The 17946-nt window shown below is 66.2% G+C and carries 24 protein-coding genes and 1 tRNA gene; 11 read left to right on the top strand and 14 right to left on the bottom strand.

Annotated elements, in window-relative coordinates; translation table 11 throughout:
- Window positions 1-20: 20 nt before the first annotated feature.
- The 3 genes from AC5QAH_RS01280 to dxs all read left to right on the top strand — a co-directional run bounded on the left by AC5QAH_RS01280 (window position 21) and on the right by dxs (window position 4927).
- Window positions 21-1811, top strand: coding sequence for an acyl-CoA dehydrogenase C-terminal domain-containing protein (locus AC5QAH_RS01280; RefSeq protein ID WP_049455704.1), 1791 nt, complete (start codon window positions 21-23; stop codon window positions 1809-1811).
- A 437-nt stretch (window positions 1812-2248) separates the two neighbouring features.
- Complete coding sequence (locus AC5QAH_RS01275; RefSeq protein ID WP_019336875.1) at window positions 2249-2914, top strand: HNH endonuclease; 666 nt, start codon at window positions 2249-2251, stop codon at window positions 2912-2914.
- Between the two features lie 105 nt (window positions 2915-3019).
- On the top strand, window positions 3020-4927 hold the full coding sequence (gene dxs / locus AC5QAH_RS01270) for a 1-deoxy-D-xylulose-5-phosphate synthase (protein WP_010486509.1): 1908 nt from the start codon (window positions 3020-3022) through the stop codon (window positions 4925-4927).
- A 100-nt stretch (window positions 4928-5027) separates the two neighbouring features.
- On the opposite strand, the gene AC5QAH_RS01265 is transcribed toward dxs, so the two are convergent.
- From AC5QAH_RS01265 to AC5QAH_RS01255, 3 genes are all read right to left on the bottom strand, one after another.
- Entirely contained in the window at window positions 5028-5231 is a 204-nt protein-coding gene (locus AC5QAH_RS01265; protein WP_005417823.1) for a hypothetical protein, read from the bottom strand.
- 167 nt (window positions 5232-5398) lie between these two features.
- On the bottom strand, window positions 5399-5962 hold the full coding sequence (locus tag AC5QAH_RS01260) for a DUF3011 domain-containing protein (protein ID WP_010486507.1): 564 nt from the start codon (window positions 5960-5962) through the stop codon (window positions 5399-5401).
- 132 nt (window positions 5963-6094) lie between these two features.
- Window positions 6095-6301 carry a hypothetical protein gene (locus tag AC5QAH_RS01255; RefSeq protein WP_010486505.1) on the bottom strand — a complete coding sequence of 69 codons (207 nt, stop codon included), beginning with the start codon at window positions 6299-6301 and terminating at the stop codon, window positions 6095-6097.
- Window positions 6302-6703: 402 nt separating this feature from the next.
- Between AC5QAH_RS01255 and AC5QAH_RS01250 the strand changes: the two genes are divergently transcribed.
- From AC5QAH_RS01250 to AC5QAH_RS01235, 4 genes are all read left to right on the top strand, one after another.
- The gene (locus tag AC5QAH_RS01250; protein ID WP_010486501.1) at window positions 6704-6976 is read left to right on the top strand and encodes a hypothetical protein; all 273 of its coding nucleotides are present in this window, start codon (window positions 6704-6706) and stop codon (window positions 6974-6976) included.
- 12 nt (window positions 6977-6988) lie between these two features.
- Window positions 6989-7222, top strand: coding sequence for a DUF1653 domain-containing protein (locus tag AC5QAH_RS01245; RefSeq protein WP_005410421.1), 234 nt, complete (start codon window positions 6989-6991; stop codon window positions 7220-7222).
- Window positions 7223-7310: 88 nt separating this feature from the next.
- Complete coding sequence (locus AC5QAH_RS01240; RefSeq protein ID WP_019336880.1) at window positions 7311-7883, top strand: TetR/AcrR family transcriptional regulator; 573 nt, start codon at window positions 7311-7313, stop codon at window positions 7881-7883.
- Between the two features lie 13 nt (window positions 7884-7896).
- Complete coding sequence (locus AC5QAH_RS01235) at window positions 7897-8229, top strand: SMR family transporter (RefSeq protein ID WP_100446302.1); 333 nt, start codon at window positions 7897-7899, stop codon at window positions 8227-8229.
- 22 nt (window positions 8230-8251) lie between these two features.
- Here the strand turns inward: AC5QAH_RS01235 and AC5QAH_RS01230 are convergent, their stop codons facing one another.
- The 5 genes from AC5QAH_RS01230 to AC5QAH_RS01210 all read right to left on the bottom strand — a co-directional run bounded on the left by AC5QAH_RS01230 (window position 8252) and on the right by AC5QAH_RS01210 (window position 10567).
- On the bottom strand, window positions 8252-8425 hold the full coding sequence (locus tag AC5QAH_RS01230; RefSeq protein ID WP_006380555.1) for a DUF1328 domain-containing protein: 174 nt from the start codon (window positions 8423-8425) through the stop codon (window positions 8252-8254).
- Window positions 8426-8519: 94 nt separating this feature from the next.
- The gene (locus tag AC5QAH_RS01225) at window positions 8520-9161 is read right to left on the bottom strand and encodes a LysE family translocator (RefSeq protein ID WP_019336882.1); all 642 of its coding nucleotides are present in this window, start codon (window positions 9159-9161) and stop codon (window positions 8520-8522) included.
- A gap of 98 nt (window positions 9162-9259) precedes the next feature.
- Window positions 9260-9868, bottom strand: coding sequence for an ATP-dependent Clp protease proteolytic subunit (locus AC5QAH_RS01220; RefSeq protein ID WP_049482236.1), 609 nt, complete (start codon window positions 9866-9868; stop codon window positions 9260-9262).
- A gap of 37 nt (window positions 9869-9905) precedes the next feature.
- On the bottom strand, window positions 9906-10256 hold the full coding sequence (locus tag AC5QAH_RS01215; protein ID WP_049482234.1) for an SRPBCC family protein: 351 nt from the start codon (window positions 10254-10256) through the stop codon (window positions 9906-9908).
- Window positions 10256-10567 carry an ArsR/SmtB family transcription factor gene (locus AC5QAH_RS01210; protein WP_010486485.1) on the bottom strand — a complete coding sequence of 104 codons (312 nt, stop codon included), beginning with the start codon at window positions 10565-10567 and terminating at the stop codon, window positions 10256-10258. The genes AC5QAH_RS01215 and AC5QAH_RS01210 overlap by 1 nt, the downstream gene beginning before the upstream one ends.
- Window positions 10568-10652: 85 nt before the next feature.
- Here AC5QAH_RS01210 and AC5QAH_RS01205 point away from each other — a divergent pair, with 85 nt between their 5' ends.
- The gene (locus AC5QAH_RS01205; RefSeq protein ID WP_010486483.1) at window positions 10653-11345 is read left to right on the top strand and encodes an aspartate/glutamate racemase family protein; all 693 of its coding nucleotides are present in this window, start codon (window positions 10653-10655) and stop codon (window positions 11343-11345) included.
- 24 nt (window positions 11346-11369) lie between these two features.
- Here AC5QAH_RS01205 and AC5QAH_RS01200 read toward each other — a convergent pair whose 3' ends face one another.
- Entirely contained in the window at window positions 11370-11765 is a 396-nt protein-coding gene (locus AC5QAH_RS01200) for a hypothetical protein (RefSeq protein WP_012511691.1), read from the bottom strand.
- 242 nt (window positions 11766-12007) lie between these two features.
- Between AC5QAH_RS01200 and AC5QAH_RS01195 the strand changes: the two genes are divergently transcribed.
- Genes AC5QAH_RS01195 through AC5QAH_RS01185 form a run of 3 tightly spaced genes read left to right on the top strand, consistent with a single transcriptional unit; the run spans window position 12008 to window position 13394 of the window.
- Window positions 12008-12517 carry a DUF3011 domain-containing protein gene (locus tag AC5QAH_RS01195; RefSeq protein ID WP_010486479.1) on the top strand — a complete coding sequence of 170 codons (510 nt, stop codon included), beginning with the start codon at window positions 12008-12010 and terminating at the stop codon, window positions 12515-12517.
- Window positions 12514-12957, top strand: coding sequence for a DUF6713 family protein (locus tag AC5QAH_RS01190; RefSeq protein WP_235650871.1), 444 nt, complete (start codon window positions 12514-12516; stop codon window positions 12955-12957). Before AC5QAH_RS01195 ends, AC5QAH_RS01190 begins: the two co-directional genes overlap by 4 nt.
- A complete protein-coding gene (locus AC5QAH_RS01185) occupies window positions 12954-13394 on the top strand; it encodes a GNAT family N-acetyltransferase (protein ID WP_049455701.1) in 441 nt (146 codons plus the stop codon). The genes AC5QAH_RS01190 and AC5QAH_RS01185 overlap by 4 nt, the downstream gene beginning before the upstream one ends.
- Before the next feature lie 68 nt (window positions 13395-13462).
- Here the strand turns inward: AC5QAH_RS01185 and AC5QAH_RS01180 are convergent.
- The 5 genes from AC5QAH_RS01180 to pheS all read right to left on the bottom strand — a co-directional run bounded on the left by AC5QAH_RS01180 (window position 13463) and on the right by pheS (window position 17770).
- A tRNA-Pro gene (locus AC5QAH_RS01180) sits at window positions 13463-13539 on the bottom strand.
- A 68-nt stretch (window positions 13540-13607) separates the two neighbouring features.
- The gene (locus AC5QAH_RS01175) at window positions 13608-13964 is read right to left on the bottom strand and encodes a MerR family transcriptional regulator (protein ID WP_005410431.1); all 357 of its coding nucleotides are present in this window, start codon (window positions 13962-13964) and stop codon (window positions 13608-13610) included.
- On the bottom strand, window positions 13945-14244 hold the full coding sequence (locus AC5QAH_RS01170) for an integration host factor subunit alpha (RefSeq protein WP_005410432.1): 300 nt from the start codon (window positions 14242-14244) through the stop codon (window positions 13945-13947). The genes AC5QAH_RS01175 and AC5QAH_RS01170 overlap by 20 nt, the downstream gene beginning before the upstream one ends.
- Window positions 14245-14271: 27 nt before the next feature.
- The gene (pheT, locus tag AC5QAH_RS01165; RefSeq protein WP_049455700.1) at window positions 14272-16653 is read right to left on the bottom strand and encodes a phenylalanine--tRNA ligase subunit beta; all 2382 of its coding nucleotides are present in this window, start codon (window positions 16651-16653) and stop codon (window positions 14272-14274) included.
- Between the two features lie 121 nt (window positions 16654-16774).
- Complete coding sequence (gene pheS, locus AC5QAH_RS01160; RefSeq protein WP_049409272.1) at window positions 16775-17770, bottom strand: phenylalanine--tRNA ligase subunit alpha; 996 nt, start codon at window positions 17768-17770, stop codon at window positions 16775-16777.
- Window positions 17771-17946: the final 176 nt, after the last annotated feature.

Below are 17946 nucleotides of genomic sequence, written 5' to 3'. Positions count from 1 at the left end.
GATCAAATCGAGACGTACCGATGAGCAGCTACACCGCCCCGCTTTCCGACCTCCGTTTCGCCCTGCACGATGTGCTCAAGGTCGAGCCCCTGTTCGCCCGCCTGGGCTTCACCGACGCCACCGCCGACGTGGTCGATGCCGTGCTGGAAGAAGCCGGCCGCTTCAGCGCCACCGTGCTGGCCCCGCTCAACAGCGTCGGCGACGAGATCGGCTGCGTGCTCGACCAGGCCACCGGTGAAGTGACCACCCCGCCCGGCTTCAAGCAGGCCTACGACCAGTTCGTCGATGGCGGCTGGACCGGCCTGACCGCCTCGCCGGAGCTGGGCGGCCAGGGCCTGCCGCACACCCTGGGCGTGCCGCTCAACGAAATGATCAACGCCGCCAACCTGGCGTGGGGCAACTTCCCGCTGCTCTCGCACGGCGCCATCGAAGCGCTGAAGCAGCACGGCGAAGCCTGGCAGCACGAAGCCTTCCTCAAGCCGCTGATCGAAGGCCGCTGGACCGGCACGATGTGCCTGACCGAGCCGCACTGCGGCACCGACCTGGGCCTGCTCAAGACCAAGGCCGAGCCGAATGCCGATGGCAGCTACGCGATCACCGGCACCAAGATCTTCATCACCGCCGGCGAGCACGACCTGACCGGCAACATCGTGCACCTGGTGCTGGCCAAGCTGCCTGACGCCCCTCCGGGCGCCAAGGGCATCTCGCTGTTCGTCACCCCCAAGTTCAAGGTTGACCGCGATGGCAACGTCGGCGAGCGCAATGCACTGCGCTGCGGCTCGATCGAGCACAAGATGGGCATCAAGGGTTCGGTCACCTGCGTGATGAACTTCGATGGTGCGCAGGGTTACCTGGTCGGCCAGCCGCACAAGGGCCTGCAGGCGATGTTCACCATGATGAACACCGCGCGTCTGGGTGTGGGCCTGCAGGGCATTGGCCTGTCCGAGCGCGCCTACCAGAACGCGCTGAAGTACAGCCGTGAGCGCCTGCAGTCGCGCGCCCTCAGCGGCGCCAAGTTCCCCGACAAGCCGGCCGACCCGATCCTGGTCCACCCGGATGTGCGTCGCATGCTGATGACGGTGAAGTCGCTGGTCGAGGGCAGCCGCCTGCTGGCCCTGCACGCTGCCACCCTGATCGATGTCGCCCACCATGCCGAGGACGCCGCCGAGCGCGAGCGCGCCGACACCCTGGTGAGCTTCCTCACCCCGATCTCCAAGGCCTGCCAGACCGAGTGGGGTATCGAGAACACCTACAACGCCCTGCAGTGCTTCGGTGGCCACGGCTACATCCGCGAGCACGGCATGGAGCAGCTTGCGCGCGACGCCCGCATCACCACGCTCTATGAAGGCACCACCGGCATCCAGGCACTGGACCTGATCGGCCGCAAGACCGCGTCCAGCCAGGGCGCCGGCCTGAAGCTGATGCTGGCCGAGATCGAAGCCTTCGCCAAGGAACACGAGGGCAACGAAGCGCTGGCCGAGTTCATCGGCCCGCTGCGCGCAAAGGCCACCGAATGGGGCAAGCTGACCCTGGACGTGCTGCAGCGCGCGGCCGCCAACCCGGACGAACTGGGTGCGGCCAGCTACGACTACCTGTTCTATTCGGGGTACGTGGTTCTGGCCTACTGGTGGGCCCGCAGCGTGGCCGCCGCCGATGCCAGCGCGCACGGCGCCGCCTTCGCCCAGAGCAAGCGCGAGACCGCGCGGTTCTACTTCGCCCGCGTGCTGCCGCGCACGCTCAGCCATGCCGCCGCCATCCAGGCCGGCGCCGCCCCGCTGATGGCGATGGACGACGAGCGCTTCGGCGCCTGAGCCGGGCTGCCGCCCGGCACCCGCGGTTGCGCCGGCCGCTGGCCGGCAACCGCAAAAGCAACAGCTGCATCCCGGTGGATGGCGGGGCGGTGTGGGCTGGCAGGACACGCCGTAAACCCATCCTTGGCGGCTCGATGGCGCCAACCATGGCGCCAACGGTCCTGCCAACCCACACCCCCCGCCTCTGACAGTTCCCCGCGATCTGCGTAGATCCACGTCATGCGTGGATGAAAACCACCGAAATCCATCTGGAGAAAAGCCCCCCTTTGTTAAGGGGGGCGCGCCGACGGCGCAGGGGATAGGAGGAATGCGTGGGCATCCCAACCCGCCATCGGCGGGCTGGGATGCGGAATGCGCGGACCTGAATGTTGACGATTTGCGTATCGCCGACGGGCGATACACAAATCGTCAACATTCAGGTATAAGCTGTTCTCCCGATGGAGACAGACACTACACGCTTGGGTCTGATCGAAGCCGGAGCTCCGTTTTCTGCTCCGGGCGCCGAAGCATCGCCCAACGCCACGACGCTGCATCGCCCCGGTTCGGTCCGGCTGCTCTCGCTTGATGCCCACGGACGCGTACTGGACTGGATCACCTGGCAGGATGCGGCGTGCCTCTACGCCCGCGAAGCCGTCGCCTGGACACTCGGCGATCCCTGCCTGCACATCCACGGCGGCACAAACCGCTTCAGCGGCCTGCAGAGCGGGATGGACCTGCACCCGATCATCGCCGCGCGCGGCCACGCCCGCTCCCGCGCGATCGACCCGACGCCGAACCTGACCAACCCGGCCCTGTTCGCCCGCGACGCCCACCTGTGCATGTACTGCGGCCAGCAGTTCAACCGCCCCACGCTCACCCGCGACCACGTCATGCCGCTGTCCAAGGGCGGCCTGGACTGCTGGGAAAACGTGGTCACCGCCTGCTTCCACTGCAACTCGCGCAAGAGCGACCGCACCCCGCAGCAGGCCGGAATGCCACTGCTGGCGGTGCCCTACCGGCCCAGCTGGATCGAGCATCTGATCCTGTCCAACCGCAACATCCTGGCCGACCAGATGGCCTTCCTGAAGGCGCAATTGCCGAAGCGCTCAAAACTGAGCACCTGAATCGCCGAAAATGCAACCCTCACCGTCCTGTCACGGGCGGCGGCGTTTGCTTGCCCCACCCCCGTTTGAGGGCGAAAATGGGCGTTCAGAACAAGTGCGAACATGATGATCGACTCTGCCCGCTATCCCCGCCTCGCGCGCATCCAGACACCGGATGACCTGCGCACGTTCGACGAATCCGAATTGAGGGCGGTCGCCGACGAACTGCGTGCCTACCTCATCGAGTCGGTGGGCAAGAGCGGCGGCCACTTCGCCGCCGGTCTGGGCGTGATCGAACTCACCGTGGCCCTGCACTACCTGTACCAGACCCCGCAGGACCAGCTGGTCTGGGACGTCGGTCACCAGACCTACCCACACAAGATCCTGACCGGTCGCCGCGACGAGATCCACACCGTCAAGCAGAAGGACGGCGTGGCACCGTTCCCGAAGCGTGAAGAGAGCGAGTACGACACCTTCGGCGTCGGCCATTCGTCGACCTCGATCTCGGCCGCGCTCGGCATGGCCATCGCTCGCCAGTCCGAAGGCGACAACCGCCAGGTCGTTGCGGTGATCGGTGACGGTGCGATGACCGCCGGCATGGCCTTCGAAGCGCTGATGCACGCCGGCGGCATGGAGCCGGAACCGAATCTGCTGGTGATCCTCAACGACAACAACATGTCGATCTCCGAGGCGGTCGGCGGCCTGACCAAGATGCTCGGCCGTGCTACCGGCAGCCGCACGCTCAATGCACTGCGCGAAGGCGGCAAGAAGATCCTCGGCGACAAGAAGAACAACCCGGCGCGCTTCGTGAAGCGTTGGGAAGAACACTGGAAGGGCATGTTCGTGCCGTCCACGATGTTCGAGGAAATGGGTTTCCACTACACCGGCCCGATCGACGGCCACGACATGCCCGCCCTGCTGTCCACGCTGAAGACGCTGCGCGCCTCCAAGGGCCCGAAGCTGCTGCACGTGATGACGACAAAGGGCAAGGGCTACGAGCCGGCCGAAGGCGATCAGATCGGCTACCACGCGGTGGGTCCGTTCGATCCGGACAAGGGCCTGGTGGCCAAGGCTGGCGCCAAGAAGCCCACCTATACCGACGTGTTCAGCGACTGGCTGTGCGATGCCGCCGCCGCCGAGCCGCGCCTGTACGGCATCACCCCGGCGATGCGCGAAGGCTCCGGCCTGGTGCGTTTCAGCAAGGAATACCCGCAGCGCTACTTCGACGTGGCGATTGCCGAACAGCACGCGGTCACGCTGGCCGCCGGCATGGCGACCCAGGGGGGCAAGCCGGTGGTGGCGATCTATTCGACCTTCCTGCAGCGCGCGTACGACCAGTTGGTACATGACGTGGCCATCCAGGACCTGGATGTTCTGTTCGCCATTGACCGCGCCGGTGTGGTCGGCCCGGACGGTGCGACCCATGCCGGCAACCTCGACCTGAGCTTCCTGCGCTGCGTTCCGAACATGGTGGTGATGGCGCCATCCAATGAGGCCGAGTGCCGGCAGATGCTCAGCACCGGCCTGCAGCACCCGGGCCCAGCCGCCGTGCGCTATCCGCGCGGCACCGGCACCGGCGTGGCTGCCGGCACCGACCTGTCCACCCTGCCGATCGGCAAGGGCGAGTTGCGCCTTCAGGGCAGTCGTATCGCCCTGCTCGCCTTCGGCAGCACCGTGGCCGCCGCCGAACAGGTTGGCCGCGAACTGGGCCTGAGCGTGGTCAACATGCGCTTCATCAAGCCGCTGGACCGCGAGCTGGTGCTGGCTGTCGCCGCCCAGCACGAGGGGCTGGTGACGATCGAAGACAACGTGGTGGCCGGTGGCGCCGGCTCCGGCGTCGGTGAGCTGCTCAATGCCGAAGGCGTGCTGCGCCCGATCCTGCACCTGGGCCTGCCCGACAGCTACCAGCACCACGCCAGCCGCGAGGACCTGCTGGCCGAAGCCGGCATCGACGCCGCAGGCATCCGCGCGGCGGTACTCAAGCGCTGGCCGCAGCTGGCTGCCGGGACCCCGCCGCTCAGCGCGGCAGGCTGAGACCGGTCACCACCCAGTGGATCCACGCATGGCGTGGATCCACTGCGGAACAGGGGTCGATCCACGCCATGCGTGGGGACAGATCAGGGAGCCCCAGCCCTCAGCCGTAGCTGACCGCTTCCACGAACGCGCCGCTGGCCTCCACCCGCACCGCAGCGCGCTGCCCGGTGTCGACGAAGTGGAGGCGTGCAAGGGTTTCAGCGAAATCGTAGGCCCGGGCACCATCTCGGAACTCGATCGGTTCCGGCCGGTCCGGGTGCAGCACGCGCCATTGGCGTTGCTCGCATTGCAGGCGGATCAACATGCAGCTCACTCCTTGAGGCAGCGTATCGACGGTGGCGGGACAGGCGTGCCGGTTACGGCAGACTTCATCGCGGCGGATCAGGGGCACGCAGAGGTGCCCTGATCGCAGAAGATACGACGTTCAAAATGTGAGCTGTATCAGATTATTCTGATTTTCGAGGCGCGTGCTCAATTCACCTGGAACTGCGCCCGGCAACCGTCGCTGACCCAGATGCCACGGCGGTCCCAGCCCCAGGTCTGGCCCTCGATGCAGGCGCTGCGTGAATCCTGGCGGACCAGGCGCACACCACGACGGATGCGCGCATCGCAGTACTCCTGGCGATGACCGTTGGAATGGCAGGTGATCACCTCACCCCCACCCCAGCCATTGCCACCATTGCCCCAGCCGTTGCCATGGCCACCACCCCAGCCACCGCCGCGGCGGTACTCGCCAACGAACTCGGCACGACAGCCCTGGGTAACCCAGACACCATAGCGCGATTGTCCCCAGGTCTCGCCTTCCACGCACGGCGAGCCCGACAACTGGCGGATCATCCGGGCACGGCCTTCCAGGCGGCATTCATTGCTGCGGTTCTTGATCGATTCGCAGCGTACGATGCCGCCGCCATCACGACCGCCGTAGCGATCGTCGTCATAACCGTAACCATAGCTCTGCGCCTGCGCGCCGCCCGCGGCCGCCAGCATTGGCAGCAGGGTGCAGGCCAGGGTGCGCCAGGTGAGTGCCTTGCCCATCGGGATCTCCGGATGAATACGATGGCGCAAGCATCGAGGATTCGTGGCGCGGCGCACAGGGGGGCGCCCCACGGCGGTTTTTTCCCCATTCAAACAACTCAACCGTGGCTGACTGCGCCTCAGCCGGTGGTGTCAACTTCCGACGTGGAGTGCGTCCACCGAATTGCCGAGCGCCTCGACCCGTACCGTGCTGCGCTGGCCGGTACGGCGGTGGTGCTCCAGGGCCCGCGCCGCAGCGACATCGAAAGCCTCGGCGCCCCGTGCATAACGGGTGGCGTCATGCGCCTGCGGATCCAGTACGGACCAGTGCCGGGCGTTGCATTGAACGGTAATGACCATTGGAAGACTCCTGCGGAATGAAGGCATGCCGGCAGCGGAAGGCCCTGAGCGCCGGTACACCATCAGGCTAGCGAGCACCTCCGGGATGGCCTATCAGATTTGTACGAAAATGCCGCGCCGGACTGTCAGACCGCCCCGCCCTCACATCCCTGAGGCCGTTTAGTGAATCCCTTTCGTGACCCTTGTCACGGAGTTGACAGAGCTTCACACTACCGTCACCAACAGGGGCCCCTTCCACATGCGCACCTTCTTCTCGCAGCAGCGTTGGACGTTGCTGAAGTTCTACTTCGTGGCCAGCTATCTGGTGCTGATCGAGGAACTGATCCGCGCCGCCCTGCACTGAGCACTTGCTGCCGTTTTTCCTGCGGCCGACACTGTTGCTTTAGGCACGGAGCTCCGCCGATGAAATCCCTTCTTCTGATTCCCGCGCTACTGGTCCTGGTCGCCTGCGCCAGCCTGGACAAGGCACCCACGCACGCCCAAGCGACAGCCACGCCGGTGGTCGGCGGTGATCGCGATGCGCATGGCTGCATCGGTTCGGCCGGCTACCAGTGGTGCGAGCACAGCCAGCGTTGCGAACGCCCGTGGGAACTGGCGCAGGCACAGGGCCTGGCCAATACCGCCGAAGCCATCAACGCCTATTGCGCAAAGCCGGCCAGCCCGGCGCGCAAGTGAGTCGCGCCCACCATGGCTGAGCTGAGTCCGCTCCCCACCCTGGCCCCGGGCCGCTACCGCCACTTCAAGGGCGGCGAGTACGAAGTGCTGGACATCGTCCGCAGCAGCGAGACCCTGCAGCCGATGGTGCTGTACCGCGCGTTGTATGGCGAAGGCGGCCTATGGGTACGCCCGTACGCCATGTTCGTCGAGCAGGTGCCCGGCGAGCACGGACCGCAACCACGTTTCGCCCGCGTCGACGCATGACGGTTCCGCTGCCGGTCCAGGCCGGCAGCGCGCGGCAACACAGCGGGCCTGCGCTACAATCGTACCGTCCAGTCGGTTTCTTCCCACCATGTCTGCATCCCCCTCCCGTTCGCGCCGCAAGGCGCCCGACAGCGTGCGCCAGTCACTGCTGCAGGCCACCATTGAAGTGATCGGCCGTAACGGCCTGGCCGCGCTGACCGTGCAGGACGTCGCGCAGGCCGCTGGTGTCAGCAAGGGTGCGTTGTTCCATCATTTCAGCAGCAAGCAGGCACTGGTGGATGAAGCCGTCGGAGCGCTCATCGGCGAGTTCGAAGCGCGGGTACGCGCCCTGCTGCAGGAGAATCCCGAAGGCCATGGCCGTTTCAGCCGCGCCTATGTGCAGGCCAATTTCGAGCATCTGCTGCAGCAGGAGCAGGACAACGACATCGGCCTGACCCTCGGCAACCTGATGGAACCGGCCCTGCTCGCGCATTGGCGCACCTGGAAGCGTGCGATGCTGGCCGAATTCGCCGGCGAAGCCAACGATCCCCGGCTGTACGCGGCGCGCTGCGCTGCCGATGGCTACTGGGCCACGGCCTATGGGCGTCCGCTGGACGAGGAGGAACGTGCCAACGCATTGGCCATGGCCGAGCAGGCCCTGAAACTGTGCGACCCGCAGTGAACTGGAGCGCGCAATGAATCCCTACCTCTACCTTGCTGCCGCCATCGTGCTGGAAGTGATTGCGACATCACTGCTGAAGGCGTCCGACGGCATGAGCCGGCTGGCGCCGACGCTGGGCGCGCTGGTCGGCTACGGGCTGTGCTTCTACCTGTTGTCGATGACCATGAAGTCGATCCCGACCGGCATCGCCTACGCGATCTGGTCCGGCGTCGGCATCGTGCTGATCTCGCTGATCGGGCTGGTAGTGTTCAAGCAGCGCCTGGATGCACCCGCGTTGATCGGCATCGGCCTGATTTGCGCCGGTGTAATGGTGATCAATCTGTTCTCGCGCAGCAGCGCACATTGAGCACGCTGCTGCGCGATCAACGCTAGCTGACCTTCTTCGCTACGGTCATGCCGAGCAGGAACAGCACCACGGCGATGATGATGCCGGCCCAGAACAGGAACTTGGCGATGCCGACCGCGGCACCGGCAATGCCACCGAAGCCGAGCACGCCCGCAATGACGCCGATGATGGCGAAGATGATGGCCCACTTGATCATGTCAAACCTTTCCCCGCAGGGACTGCGTACTGGATGATCAGGCTAGGCCGTGGCCGATGCGGCAGTCGTGAACAGGCCGCGTGCGCGGCGTGAATCAGCGCGGACGGAAGCGCAGCAGCGCGACGGCAAACGCCAGGAACACGCTGCCCACCAGCCGCTCGAACCAGCGTCGTGCAAACGGCTTGGCCAGCCAGCGGCGCAGGCCATGGCCACCGGCTGCATACATCACGTACCAGAACAGTTCGCAGGCGGCGAAGGTGGCCACCAGCACGCTGTACTGCAGTGCCTGGCCGCGTGACGGATCGACGAACTGCGGCAGGAACGCCGCCGCGAACAGCAGCAGCTTGGGATTGCTCAGGCCCACCAGAAGGCCACCACGGAACACGGTCCAGGCACCAAGCGTCGGCGTCATCGGCAGTGCGGCATCCACCGTCACCGCAGGCGCGGGACGGCAGCTATCGCGCCATGCCTTCAGGCCCAGCCAGGCCAGGTAGGCCACACCCAGATAGCGCAGCACTTCGAACAGCATCGGCGAGGAATGAAGCAATGCGCTCAGGCCAGCAGCGGACGCGGCCAGCACCAGCAGCATCGCCAGCAGGCAGCCGGCCATCGCCGGCACACTGCCGCGGAAGCCGAGTCCGACGCTGCGGCCGAGGATATGCAGCATGTTCGGCCCCGGCGTGCCACACAGAACAAACACCGTGGCCAGGAACCACCACCAGGTATGCAGGGCCATAGCGCACATCCACTTCAGAAGACGCAACCAGCATAGAACGCGCCTGCAGCGCGCGGCACATACAGCACAGCGTGGATGTGGTGGTTACAGAGGCCGGCTCAGGCAGCGAGCGCGTCGCGCCGTACCAGTACCTGGTCGATCAGGCCCCATTCGCATGCCTGCTCGGCACTCATGAAACGATCGCGGTCCAAGGTCTGCTCGACGTCCTCGACACTGCGTCCGCAATGCTGCGCATACAGTCGGGTGATGCGCTGCTTGGTGCGCTGCATCTCCTCGGCGTGGATGAAAATGTCCGAAGCTTGGCCCTGCACCCCGCCCAGCGGCTGGTGCACGTGCAGGCTGGCATTGGCCAACGCCGCGCGGTGACCGGGCTCGCCGGCCATCAGCAGGAACGAACCCATCGACCGTGCGGTGCCCATGCACAGCGTATGCACCGGGGCCGAGATGTATTGCATGGTGTCGTACATCGCCAAGCCGCTGGAAATGACTCCGCCTGGCGAGTTGATGTACAGATGGATCGGCTTCTCCGGGTTTTCCGATTCCAGGAACAACAACTGCGCGCAGACCAGCGCCGACACGGCGTCATCGACTTCGCCGTTGAGAAAGATGATGCGCTCGCGCAGGAGCCGCGAGTAGATGTCATAGGAGCGCTCGCCCCGCTCGCTGCGCTCCACCACCATCGGTACCAGCTGCATTCTGTCCCGCATGTGCCTGCTCCCTATAGCGTTCGATCCAAGCGCTGGTTCAAGCCGCGCGCATCACCGTGCGATGCTCATCGTTGGAAGCCGGCGGGATCAGAGAACGCCGGTCAGTGAGCCGATGCACGATGGTCAGCACCGTCCCTCCACCCCCATCCGCGCGCAGCCGGAAACACACCAGGCTGTGCAGATGTGGGGGCTGCGCATCGCGCAAGTGGAACCCCAGCTCCCGTCCTTCCTCGCACAGGCAGGGCTGCGGGTCGGCAAGATCGGCTGCAGGCAACCAGCGCTCACGCAGCGCTGGATCGCACAGTGCGCGCCAGACCCGTCCCGGTGGTGCTGGCAGCCGTTGCTCCATCACCAAGGCGGGAGCCGCTTCGTTCAGAACGTCGTCCATCAGTCCATCTCCTCCAGCAGGTTCTGCAGTGCGGACATCCGCGCCGGCCAGTAGGCCCGGTAGCGCTGCAACCAGCGGCCGATGTGGGCCAGCCCGCGCGGATCGACCTCGTAGTGGACGAAGCGGCCTTGGCGCTGCTCATGCACCAGTCCGGCATCGCGCAGCACTGCCAGGTGCTGGGACATCGCAGACTGGCTGATCGCCATGCCCTCGCGCAGCGCGCTGGCATGCTGCCCGCCCTCGGCCAGCTTTTCGAAGATATGGCGGCGGGTGGGGTCGGCCAGCGCCTTGAACAGGGCGTTCTCGATCATGATCAATACATTAGTATCCACTAATGTTTAATGCAACCCTCCGATCTGCTGTGCTGCAATGACAGCCTCTTCCCTGGAGCAATGCATGAAGACCCTTGGCCTGATCGGCGGCATGAGCTGGGAAAGCTCGGCCCAGTACTACCGGCTCATCAACGAGGACGTACGGCAGCGCCTCGGTGGCGCGCACTCCGCGCAGCTGCTGCTGTGGTCGGTGGACTTCGCCCCGATCAAGCAGCTGCAGCACGACGGCGACTGGGATGCACTGGGCGACCACATGGTCGACGCCGCACGGCGCCTGCAGGCCGGTGGTGCCGATCTGCTGCTGGTCTGCACCAACACCATGCACACGCTGGCCGACCGCATCGAGGCGGCCTGCCCACTGCCGCTGCTGCATATCGTCGACCCCACCGCCCAGGCCATCGTGCAGGCAGGCGCACGCAAGGTGGGCCTGCTCGGCACCGCCTTCACCATGGAGCAGGACTTCTACCGCGGCCGGCTGCAGGATCGCTTCGATCTGGAAGTGCTGGTGCCCGATGCCGATGACCGGCGCAGCGTGCACGACATCATCTACCAGGAGCTGATTGCCGGCGTGGTCAGCGAGCACTCACGGCAGGTCTATGCCGGCGTGATCGCGCGACTGGTGGCGCGCGGTGCCGAAGCGATCATTCTTGGCTGCACCGAGATCATGCTGCTGGTACGCCCGGAGGACAGTTCAGTGCCGTTGTTCGATACCACTGCCCTGCATGCGCGGGCTGCCGTGGACGCAGCACTGGCCTGATCCTGCCTTCGGTGCAGCGCGGAATCAGTCCGCGCCCTGCACTTCCAGCGCGGTGATCAGCCACTCGACCACCGCCTGGGAATCGCACAGGAAGAAGATGGCATCGCCGGAGCGCGCTTCGGTAAGCAGGCGATAGACCGTGATCGCCACCGCCGACTGGTTGGCGATGAACACTTCCGGGCTGCGCGGCCCTTCGCTGTGGCCGGCAACCGCGTGCAGCGCCTTGCGTGCGGCCACGGTCGCAGCCGGGTCCGCGCTGCGGGTCAGTTCCGGCCCGCGCAGGCCCCAGGCAATGAACACATGCTTGCCCTTGAACGTGGTGTCCAGGACCCGCACCTCGGCGCCGCCTGCGTCGGCCGAGCGATGAATGACGGTACTGCTGATCAACGCAACCCCCTGTGGTCGTCGTGGTCCGCGCATCCTCCCCCACAGGCCGCCCGCACACCAGTGACGGCAGCCACAGGCTGCGCCGACAGGCGTGGAAGACATGTAAGAAGGTGTAAACCGATGCGATCGGATGTGCAGCGATGATACGGGATGTAAGCCTCTGCATGGGCCCGTGCGCACTACTAAATCCTTACTGAGCCACTTCCGGAACGATGCGTTCCGACGGCCCCGTGCCGGGTCATTCTTGCCGCCCGAATCCACGCTCGAGGCTCCCTATGACCCTTCGCCCGCTGCTGCCGATCACCGGCGCCGCCCTTGTCCTGCTGCTGGCCGCCACCGCCGTGGCCGCCCAGGACTACGACACTGATCACATTCCAGCGCTGCGCTGCGAATCCCAGTTCAACAAGACCGAGCAATGCCCCATCGAGGGCCCGATGCGCCTGGCCAGGCAACTGTCGGTCACCCGCTGCGTGGAGAACCAGAACTGGGGCCAGAGCCGCCGCACGTTATGGGTGACCGACGGCTGCCGCGCCGAGTTCGTCGCCGATGGATACGGGCGCTGGCCGGGACGTGGCCGCGGCCGTGACCGCGACAACGAGGGTGAACGCCTGGTCTGCGAGTCCTACGAGAACAAGGACAAGGAGTGCCGGATTCGCGTTCGTCACGAGGTACGGCTGGTCAAGCAGAAATCGGTGACGACCTGCATCGAGGACCGCAACTGGGGCTGGGACCGTCGCGGCGTGTGGGTCAGCGACGGCTGCCGTGCCGAGTTCCGGGTGTATTGACTGCCTGCCACGCGCTGGCTGCAACGAGTAGGCGTGCGTGCAAGGCGGAGTCGATAGACTATGGCCTGCATGGCAGGGAGCACGACATGGAACGATGGTATCTGGCGACGCTGCTGGCGTTGATCCTGCATCAGATCGACGCTGCGTTCTGGCAGGAATGGACCATGTTCCATGTGCCCGGCGGCATCCAGGGCTTCCTGCTGTTCAACCTGTTCGCAGTCGGCGCCGTGCTTGGGGGTTATCGCCATGCCCTGTTGGGTACATCCACGGCGCGCGGCTATGCACTGGTTTGTGGCGCGCTCGGCATTGGCACGGCGCTGATCCACCTGGCGTTTGCCCTGCTCGGTCGCAATGAATTCCACCTGCCGCTGTCGATCATCGTCCTGCTCGCCTGTTTTGTATCGGGTGGCGGTCTGTTGCTGCGGCTCCGCCCGCGATGAGCCGGACGTCCCGTTCTCCGCGCCTGCGTAACGGCAGCCCCCAGGACGCGGATGCCTTGATCGCGCTCGACAGCGTGGCAGCCATTGATCCAGAGCGGATCATGCAGATTGGCAACTGGCTGGCACACGGCGGCCTGTATGTCGCCGAGCAGGACGGCAGGGTCGTCGGCTACCTGGTCATGCATCACCACTTCTTCGGCGAGGCCTTCGTCGAGATGCTGATGGTGGCGCGCGAACGCCGCGGCCACGGCATTGGTACCGCACTGCTGCGACACGCGATCGCACGGCGCGGTCGCGGCAAGCTGTTCACCTCGACCAATGCCTCCAACATCGGCATGCAGCGCCTGCTCGTTGCGTCGGGCTTCATCGACAGCGGCATCGTGCACGGATTGGATGACGGCGACCCGGAGCTGATCTACCGCTTCGCTGAAGACTGATCATCGGCATCAGCAGCGCGCACAAAAAAGCCCACGCATTGCTGCGCAGGCTTCTTGATTCATCACAGTGGTCGGGACGGCCGGATTCGAACCGACGACCCTCTGCCCCCCAGGCAGATGCGCTACCAGGCTGCGCTACGCCCCGACTGATGCTGCGATGTGCCCGCCAGTGCGGCGGGCCGTGAAGTATAGCGGATTACGATGGAAATGGGGTCAGCGGCGCAACAACTGCAGCACTTCTTCCAGCTCCATGCGTACCTGCTTGATGATCTGATTGCTCAGCGCCGATTCCTCGCGGGCATCGGGGCCGTCCAGACGCAGGCGCGCACCACCGATGGTGTAGCCCTGTTCGTACAGCAGGCTGCGGATCTGCCGCACCATCAGCACGTCATGGCGCTGGTAGTAGCGGCGGTTGCCTCGGCGCTTGGCCGGCTCAAGGCTGGGAAACTCGGTTTCCCAGTAGCGCAGGACGTGCGGCTTGACGTCGCACAGCTCGCTGACTTCACCGATGGTGAAGTAGCGCTTGGCCGGGATCGGCGGTAGTTCGCGGTTACTGCCCGGATCCAGCATAAGCTTCCACCCTCTCCTTGAGCTTCTGGCCCGGACGGAAGGTGACCACCGTACGGGCGGAAATCGGAATTTCCTCGCCGGTCTTGGGGTTGCGACCCGGGCGCTGGTTCTTGCGCCGAAGATCGAAATTACCGAAGCCCGACAGCTTCACCTGACGTCCCTGTTCCAATGCTTCACGCAGCACATCGAAAAACGCGTCGACGAATTCCTTGGCTTCCCGCTTGTTCAGACCGACTTCGTCGAACAGCTTTTCCGCCATCTCCGCCTTGGTCAATGCCATTGCCTGCTACCCCCGAGTGCTGCCCGCTCAGCCGCGGATCCGGGCGTGGTGTTCACGCTCGATGGCAGTGACCGCCTCGGCCACCACCGCATCCACGTCGCGGTCCGTCAGAGTGCGCGACTTGTCCTGCAAAATCAAGCCCATAGCGAGACTCTTGAATCCCGGCTCGACGCCCTGGCCGACATAGCGGTCGAACAGGTTCAGGTCGCGCAGCAGCGGGCCGGCGGCCTGGCGGACGGTCGCCGCCAGATCGGCCCAGGCCACCTGTTCAGGCACCAGGAACGCCAGGTCGCGACGCACCGCTGGGAAGCGCGACAGCTCGCCGGCACGCGGCAGGCGGCGGGCGGTCAGCGGTTCCAGATCCAGTTCGAAGGCGTAGACGTCGGATTCGATGTCCATCGCCTTGACCAGGCGCGGATGGACCTGGCCGATCCAGCCCATCGCCACGCCATCGCGGAACACCTCGGCCGAGCGCGCCGGGTGGCCGTAAGGACGGGCCGACGGGCGGAACTCCAGCTGCGCGCCACTGGCAGCGGCCAGCGATTCCAGGTCGCCCTTCAGATCGTGGAAGTCGACCTTGCGGGTCGGCAGGCCCCACTGCACCGCCTGCGCATCACCGCAGACCGCAGCGGCCACGCGCGGGGTTTCCAGCGGCGCCGGCTGGCCATCTCCGGCCTGCTGGGTGAACACCCGGCCGAGCTCGAACAGGCGCACGCGACCCAACTGGCGCGCGGCATTGCGGCCCAGCGTGGCGACCAGGCCCGGCAGCAGCGACGGGCGCATCACCGCCAGTTCGGCCGACAGTGGGTTGGCCAGCGGTACCAGGCCATCGCGCAGCTGCCACTGGGTCAGCAGCGCGTCGTCGACGAAGGCAAAGTTGACGGTTTCCTGCTGGTCGCGGGCGATCAGCTGGCGACGAACGCTCAGCGCGTCCAGCTGGGTCTCGCTCGGCATCGCCACGCGCGAGGCACCGCCCGGCAGCGTGGTCGGGATCTGCTCGTAACCGTGGATGCGGGCCAGTTCTTCGATCAGGTCTTCTTCGATGGCGATGTCGAAGCGACGGCTCGGCGCGACGACCTGCCAGCCCTCGGCCGTCGCAGCCACGTCCATGCCCAGCGCGCGCAGGATGCGCTCGACTTCGGCGTCGTCGATGGTGATGCCCAGCACGCGGCTGATGCGAGCACGGCGCAGTACGATCGTCGCCGGCTGCGGCAGGTCATCGGCACGCACGGCCTCGGTGACCGGCGCCGGGGTACCGCCGGCGAGGTCCAGCACCAGGCGGGTGGCGTATTCGATGGCGGTGCGCGGCAATGCCGGGTCGACGCCACGCTCGAAGCGGTGGCCGGCATCGGTGTGCAGGCCGAGCTTGCGGCCACGGCCCATGATCGCGGCCGGCGCGAAGTGCGCAGCTTCCAGGAACACGGCGGTGGTCGCGTCGGTGACGCGGGTATCGAAGCCGCCCATCAGGCCGGCCAGACCGACCGCACGGTCAGCATCGGCAACCACCAGGAAGCTGTCGTCCAGTGCGGCATCGCGGCCGTCCAGCAGCTTCAGGCTCTCGCCCGCGCGCGAACGGCGCACGGCGATGCTGCCCTGCAGGGTACCGAGGTCGTAGGCATGCATCGGCTGGCCCAGCTCCAGCATCACGTACTGGGTGATGTCGACCAGCAGCGAGACCGGACGCACACCGCTGCGGCGCAGGCGCTCAGCCATCCACAGCGGGGTCTTGGCAGCGGCGTTGACGCCTTCGATGACGCGGCCCAGGTAACGCGGTGCTTCGGCGCCGGCGTCGAGCTGGATCGACAGTTCGCGGCTGCCGACCGGCGCAATGGCGTCGGCCGCGAAGTCCAGCACTTCACTGCGGGTGGCGGCGGCGACGTCGTAGGCGATGCCGCGCAGGCTGAAGCAGTCGGCACGGTTCGGGGTCAGCTTGATCTCGATGCTGGCGTCCGGCAGCCCCAGATACTCGACCAGGGACTGGCCGACCGGTGCGTCGTCCGGCAGTTCCAGCAGGCCGGAGGCATCGTTGTCCAGGCCCAGCTCCTTGGCCGAGCACAGCATGCCGTTCGACTCGACGCCGCGCAGCTTGGCCGGCTTGATCTTCAGCTCGCCGATCTGCGCGCCGACCATCGCCAGCGGCGCGACCAGGCCCGGGCGCGCGTTCGGCGCGCCGCACACGATCTGCAGCAGCTCGCCCTGCCCGGCATCGACCTTGCACACCTGCAGGCGATCAGCTTCGGGATGGCGCACCGCTTCGACGATGCGCGCCACGACCACGTGCTCGAGGCCTTCGCCAAGCGCGGTCACCTCTTCCACTTCCAGGCCGATGGCGGTCAGCACCGCGCTGAGCTCATCGCGCGAGGCGGAGGTCGGGACGTGGCTGCGCAGCCAGTTTTCGGAGAATTTCATGGTGTCACCCTGGTGGGAGGTGTGCCTCCCGTTGCGGTTTTTGTGGTCGCCCAGCGCATGCGCAAGGAGGCGTCCATCCAGAAAAGCAGCCGAGCATGGCTCGGCTCTACACGGTTGCGGCTTACGCGAACTGCTTCAGGAACCGCACGTCGTTCTCGAAGAACGCGCGCAGGTCGTTGACGCCGTAGCGCAGCATCGCGAAACGCTCCACGCCCATGCCGAAGGCAAAGCCGGTGTAGCGCTCCGGATCAATGCCGACATTGCGCAGCACGTTCGGATGGACCATGCCGCAGCCGAGCACTTCCAGCCAGCGGGTGCTGCCATCGGGTTGCTGCCAGGCGATGTCCACTTCCGCACCTGGTTCAACGAACGGGAAGTAGCTGGGACGGAAACGCATCTCGAAGTCGCGCTCGAAGAACGCGCGCACGAACTCGGCCAGCGTGCCCTTCAGGTCGGCGAAGGTCGAATGCTCGTCCACCAGCAGGCCTTCGACCTGGTGGAACATCGGCGAGTGGGTCTGGTCGCTGTCGCTGCGGTACACCTTGCCGGCGGCGATCATGCGCAGCGGCGGCGCGTGGTCGCCCATGTAGCGCACCTGCACACCGGAGGTATGCGTGCGCAGCAGGCGTCCGTCGCCGAAGTAGAAGGTGTCGTGCATGGCGCGCGCCGGGTGGTGCGGCGGGAAGTTCAGCGCCTCGAAGTTGTGCCAGTCGTCCTCGATCTCCGGCCCTTCCGACAGCTCGTAGCCCAGCCGGCCGAAGATGCCGGTGATGCGCTCCAGGGTGCGGGTGATCGGGTGCAGGCCGGCGCGGTCGCCGTTGCGACCCGGCAGGGTGATGTCGATGGCTTCGGCGGCCAGGCGCGCATCCAGTGCCGCGTCTTCCAGCAGTGCCTTGCGCTCACCCAGCGCGCGGGTCAGCGCATCGCGGGCCTGGTTGATCGCTTCACCGGCGGCCTTGCGCTCCTCGGCCGGCAGGGTACCGAGCTGCTTGAGCTGCGAGGTGATGCTGCCGCTCTTGCCAAGCAGGGCCACGCGCAGCTGTTCCAGCACGTCAGGGCTCTGTGCGGCGGCCACATCGGCCAGCGCCTGGGTGGTGAGGGATTGGATGTCGCTCATGGGGGGCCGGAACTCCAGTCGATCTGCCATCGCGATGCGCGAAGGGCCGACCCCTGTCGCCACCGCCGTCCCCGCGCTGCCATCGTGGCCTCGCCGGGACCCAAAAAAGAATGGGGAAGGACTTGCGCCCTTCCCCATGCATTGCCTTGACCTGACACCGTTCCGAGTGAACGGTT

Source organism: Stenotrophomonas sp. YJH_SMC_43, from assembly GCF_059372535.1.
The sequence above is the reverse complement of the archived record's forward strand: the minus strand, read 5'-3'. Positions and strand labels throughout refer to the sequence as shown.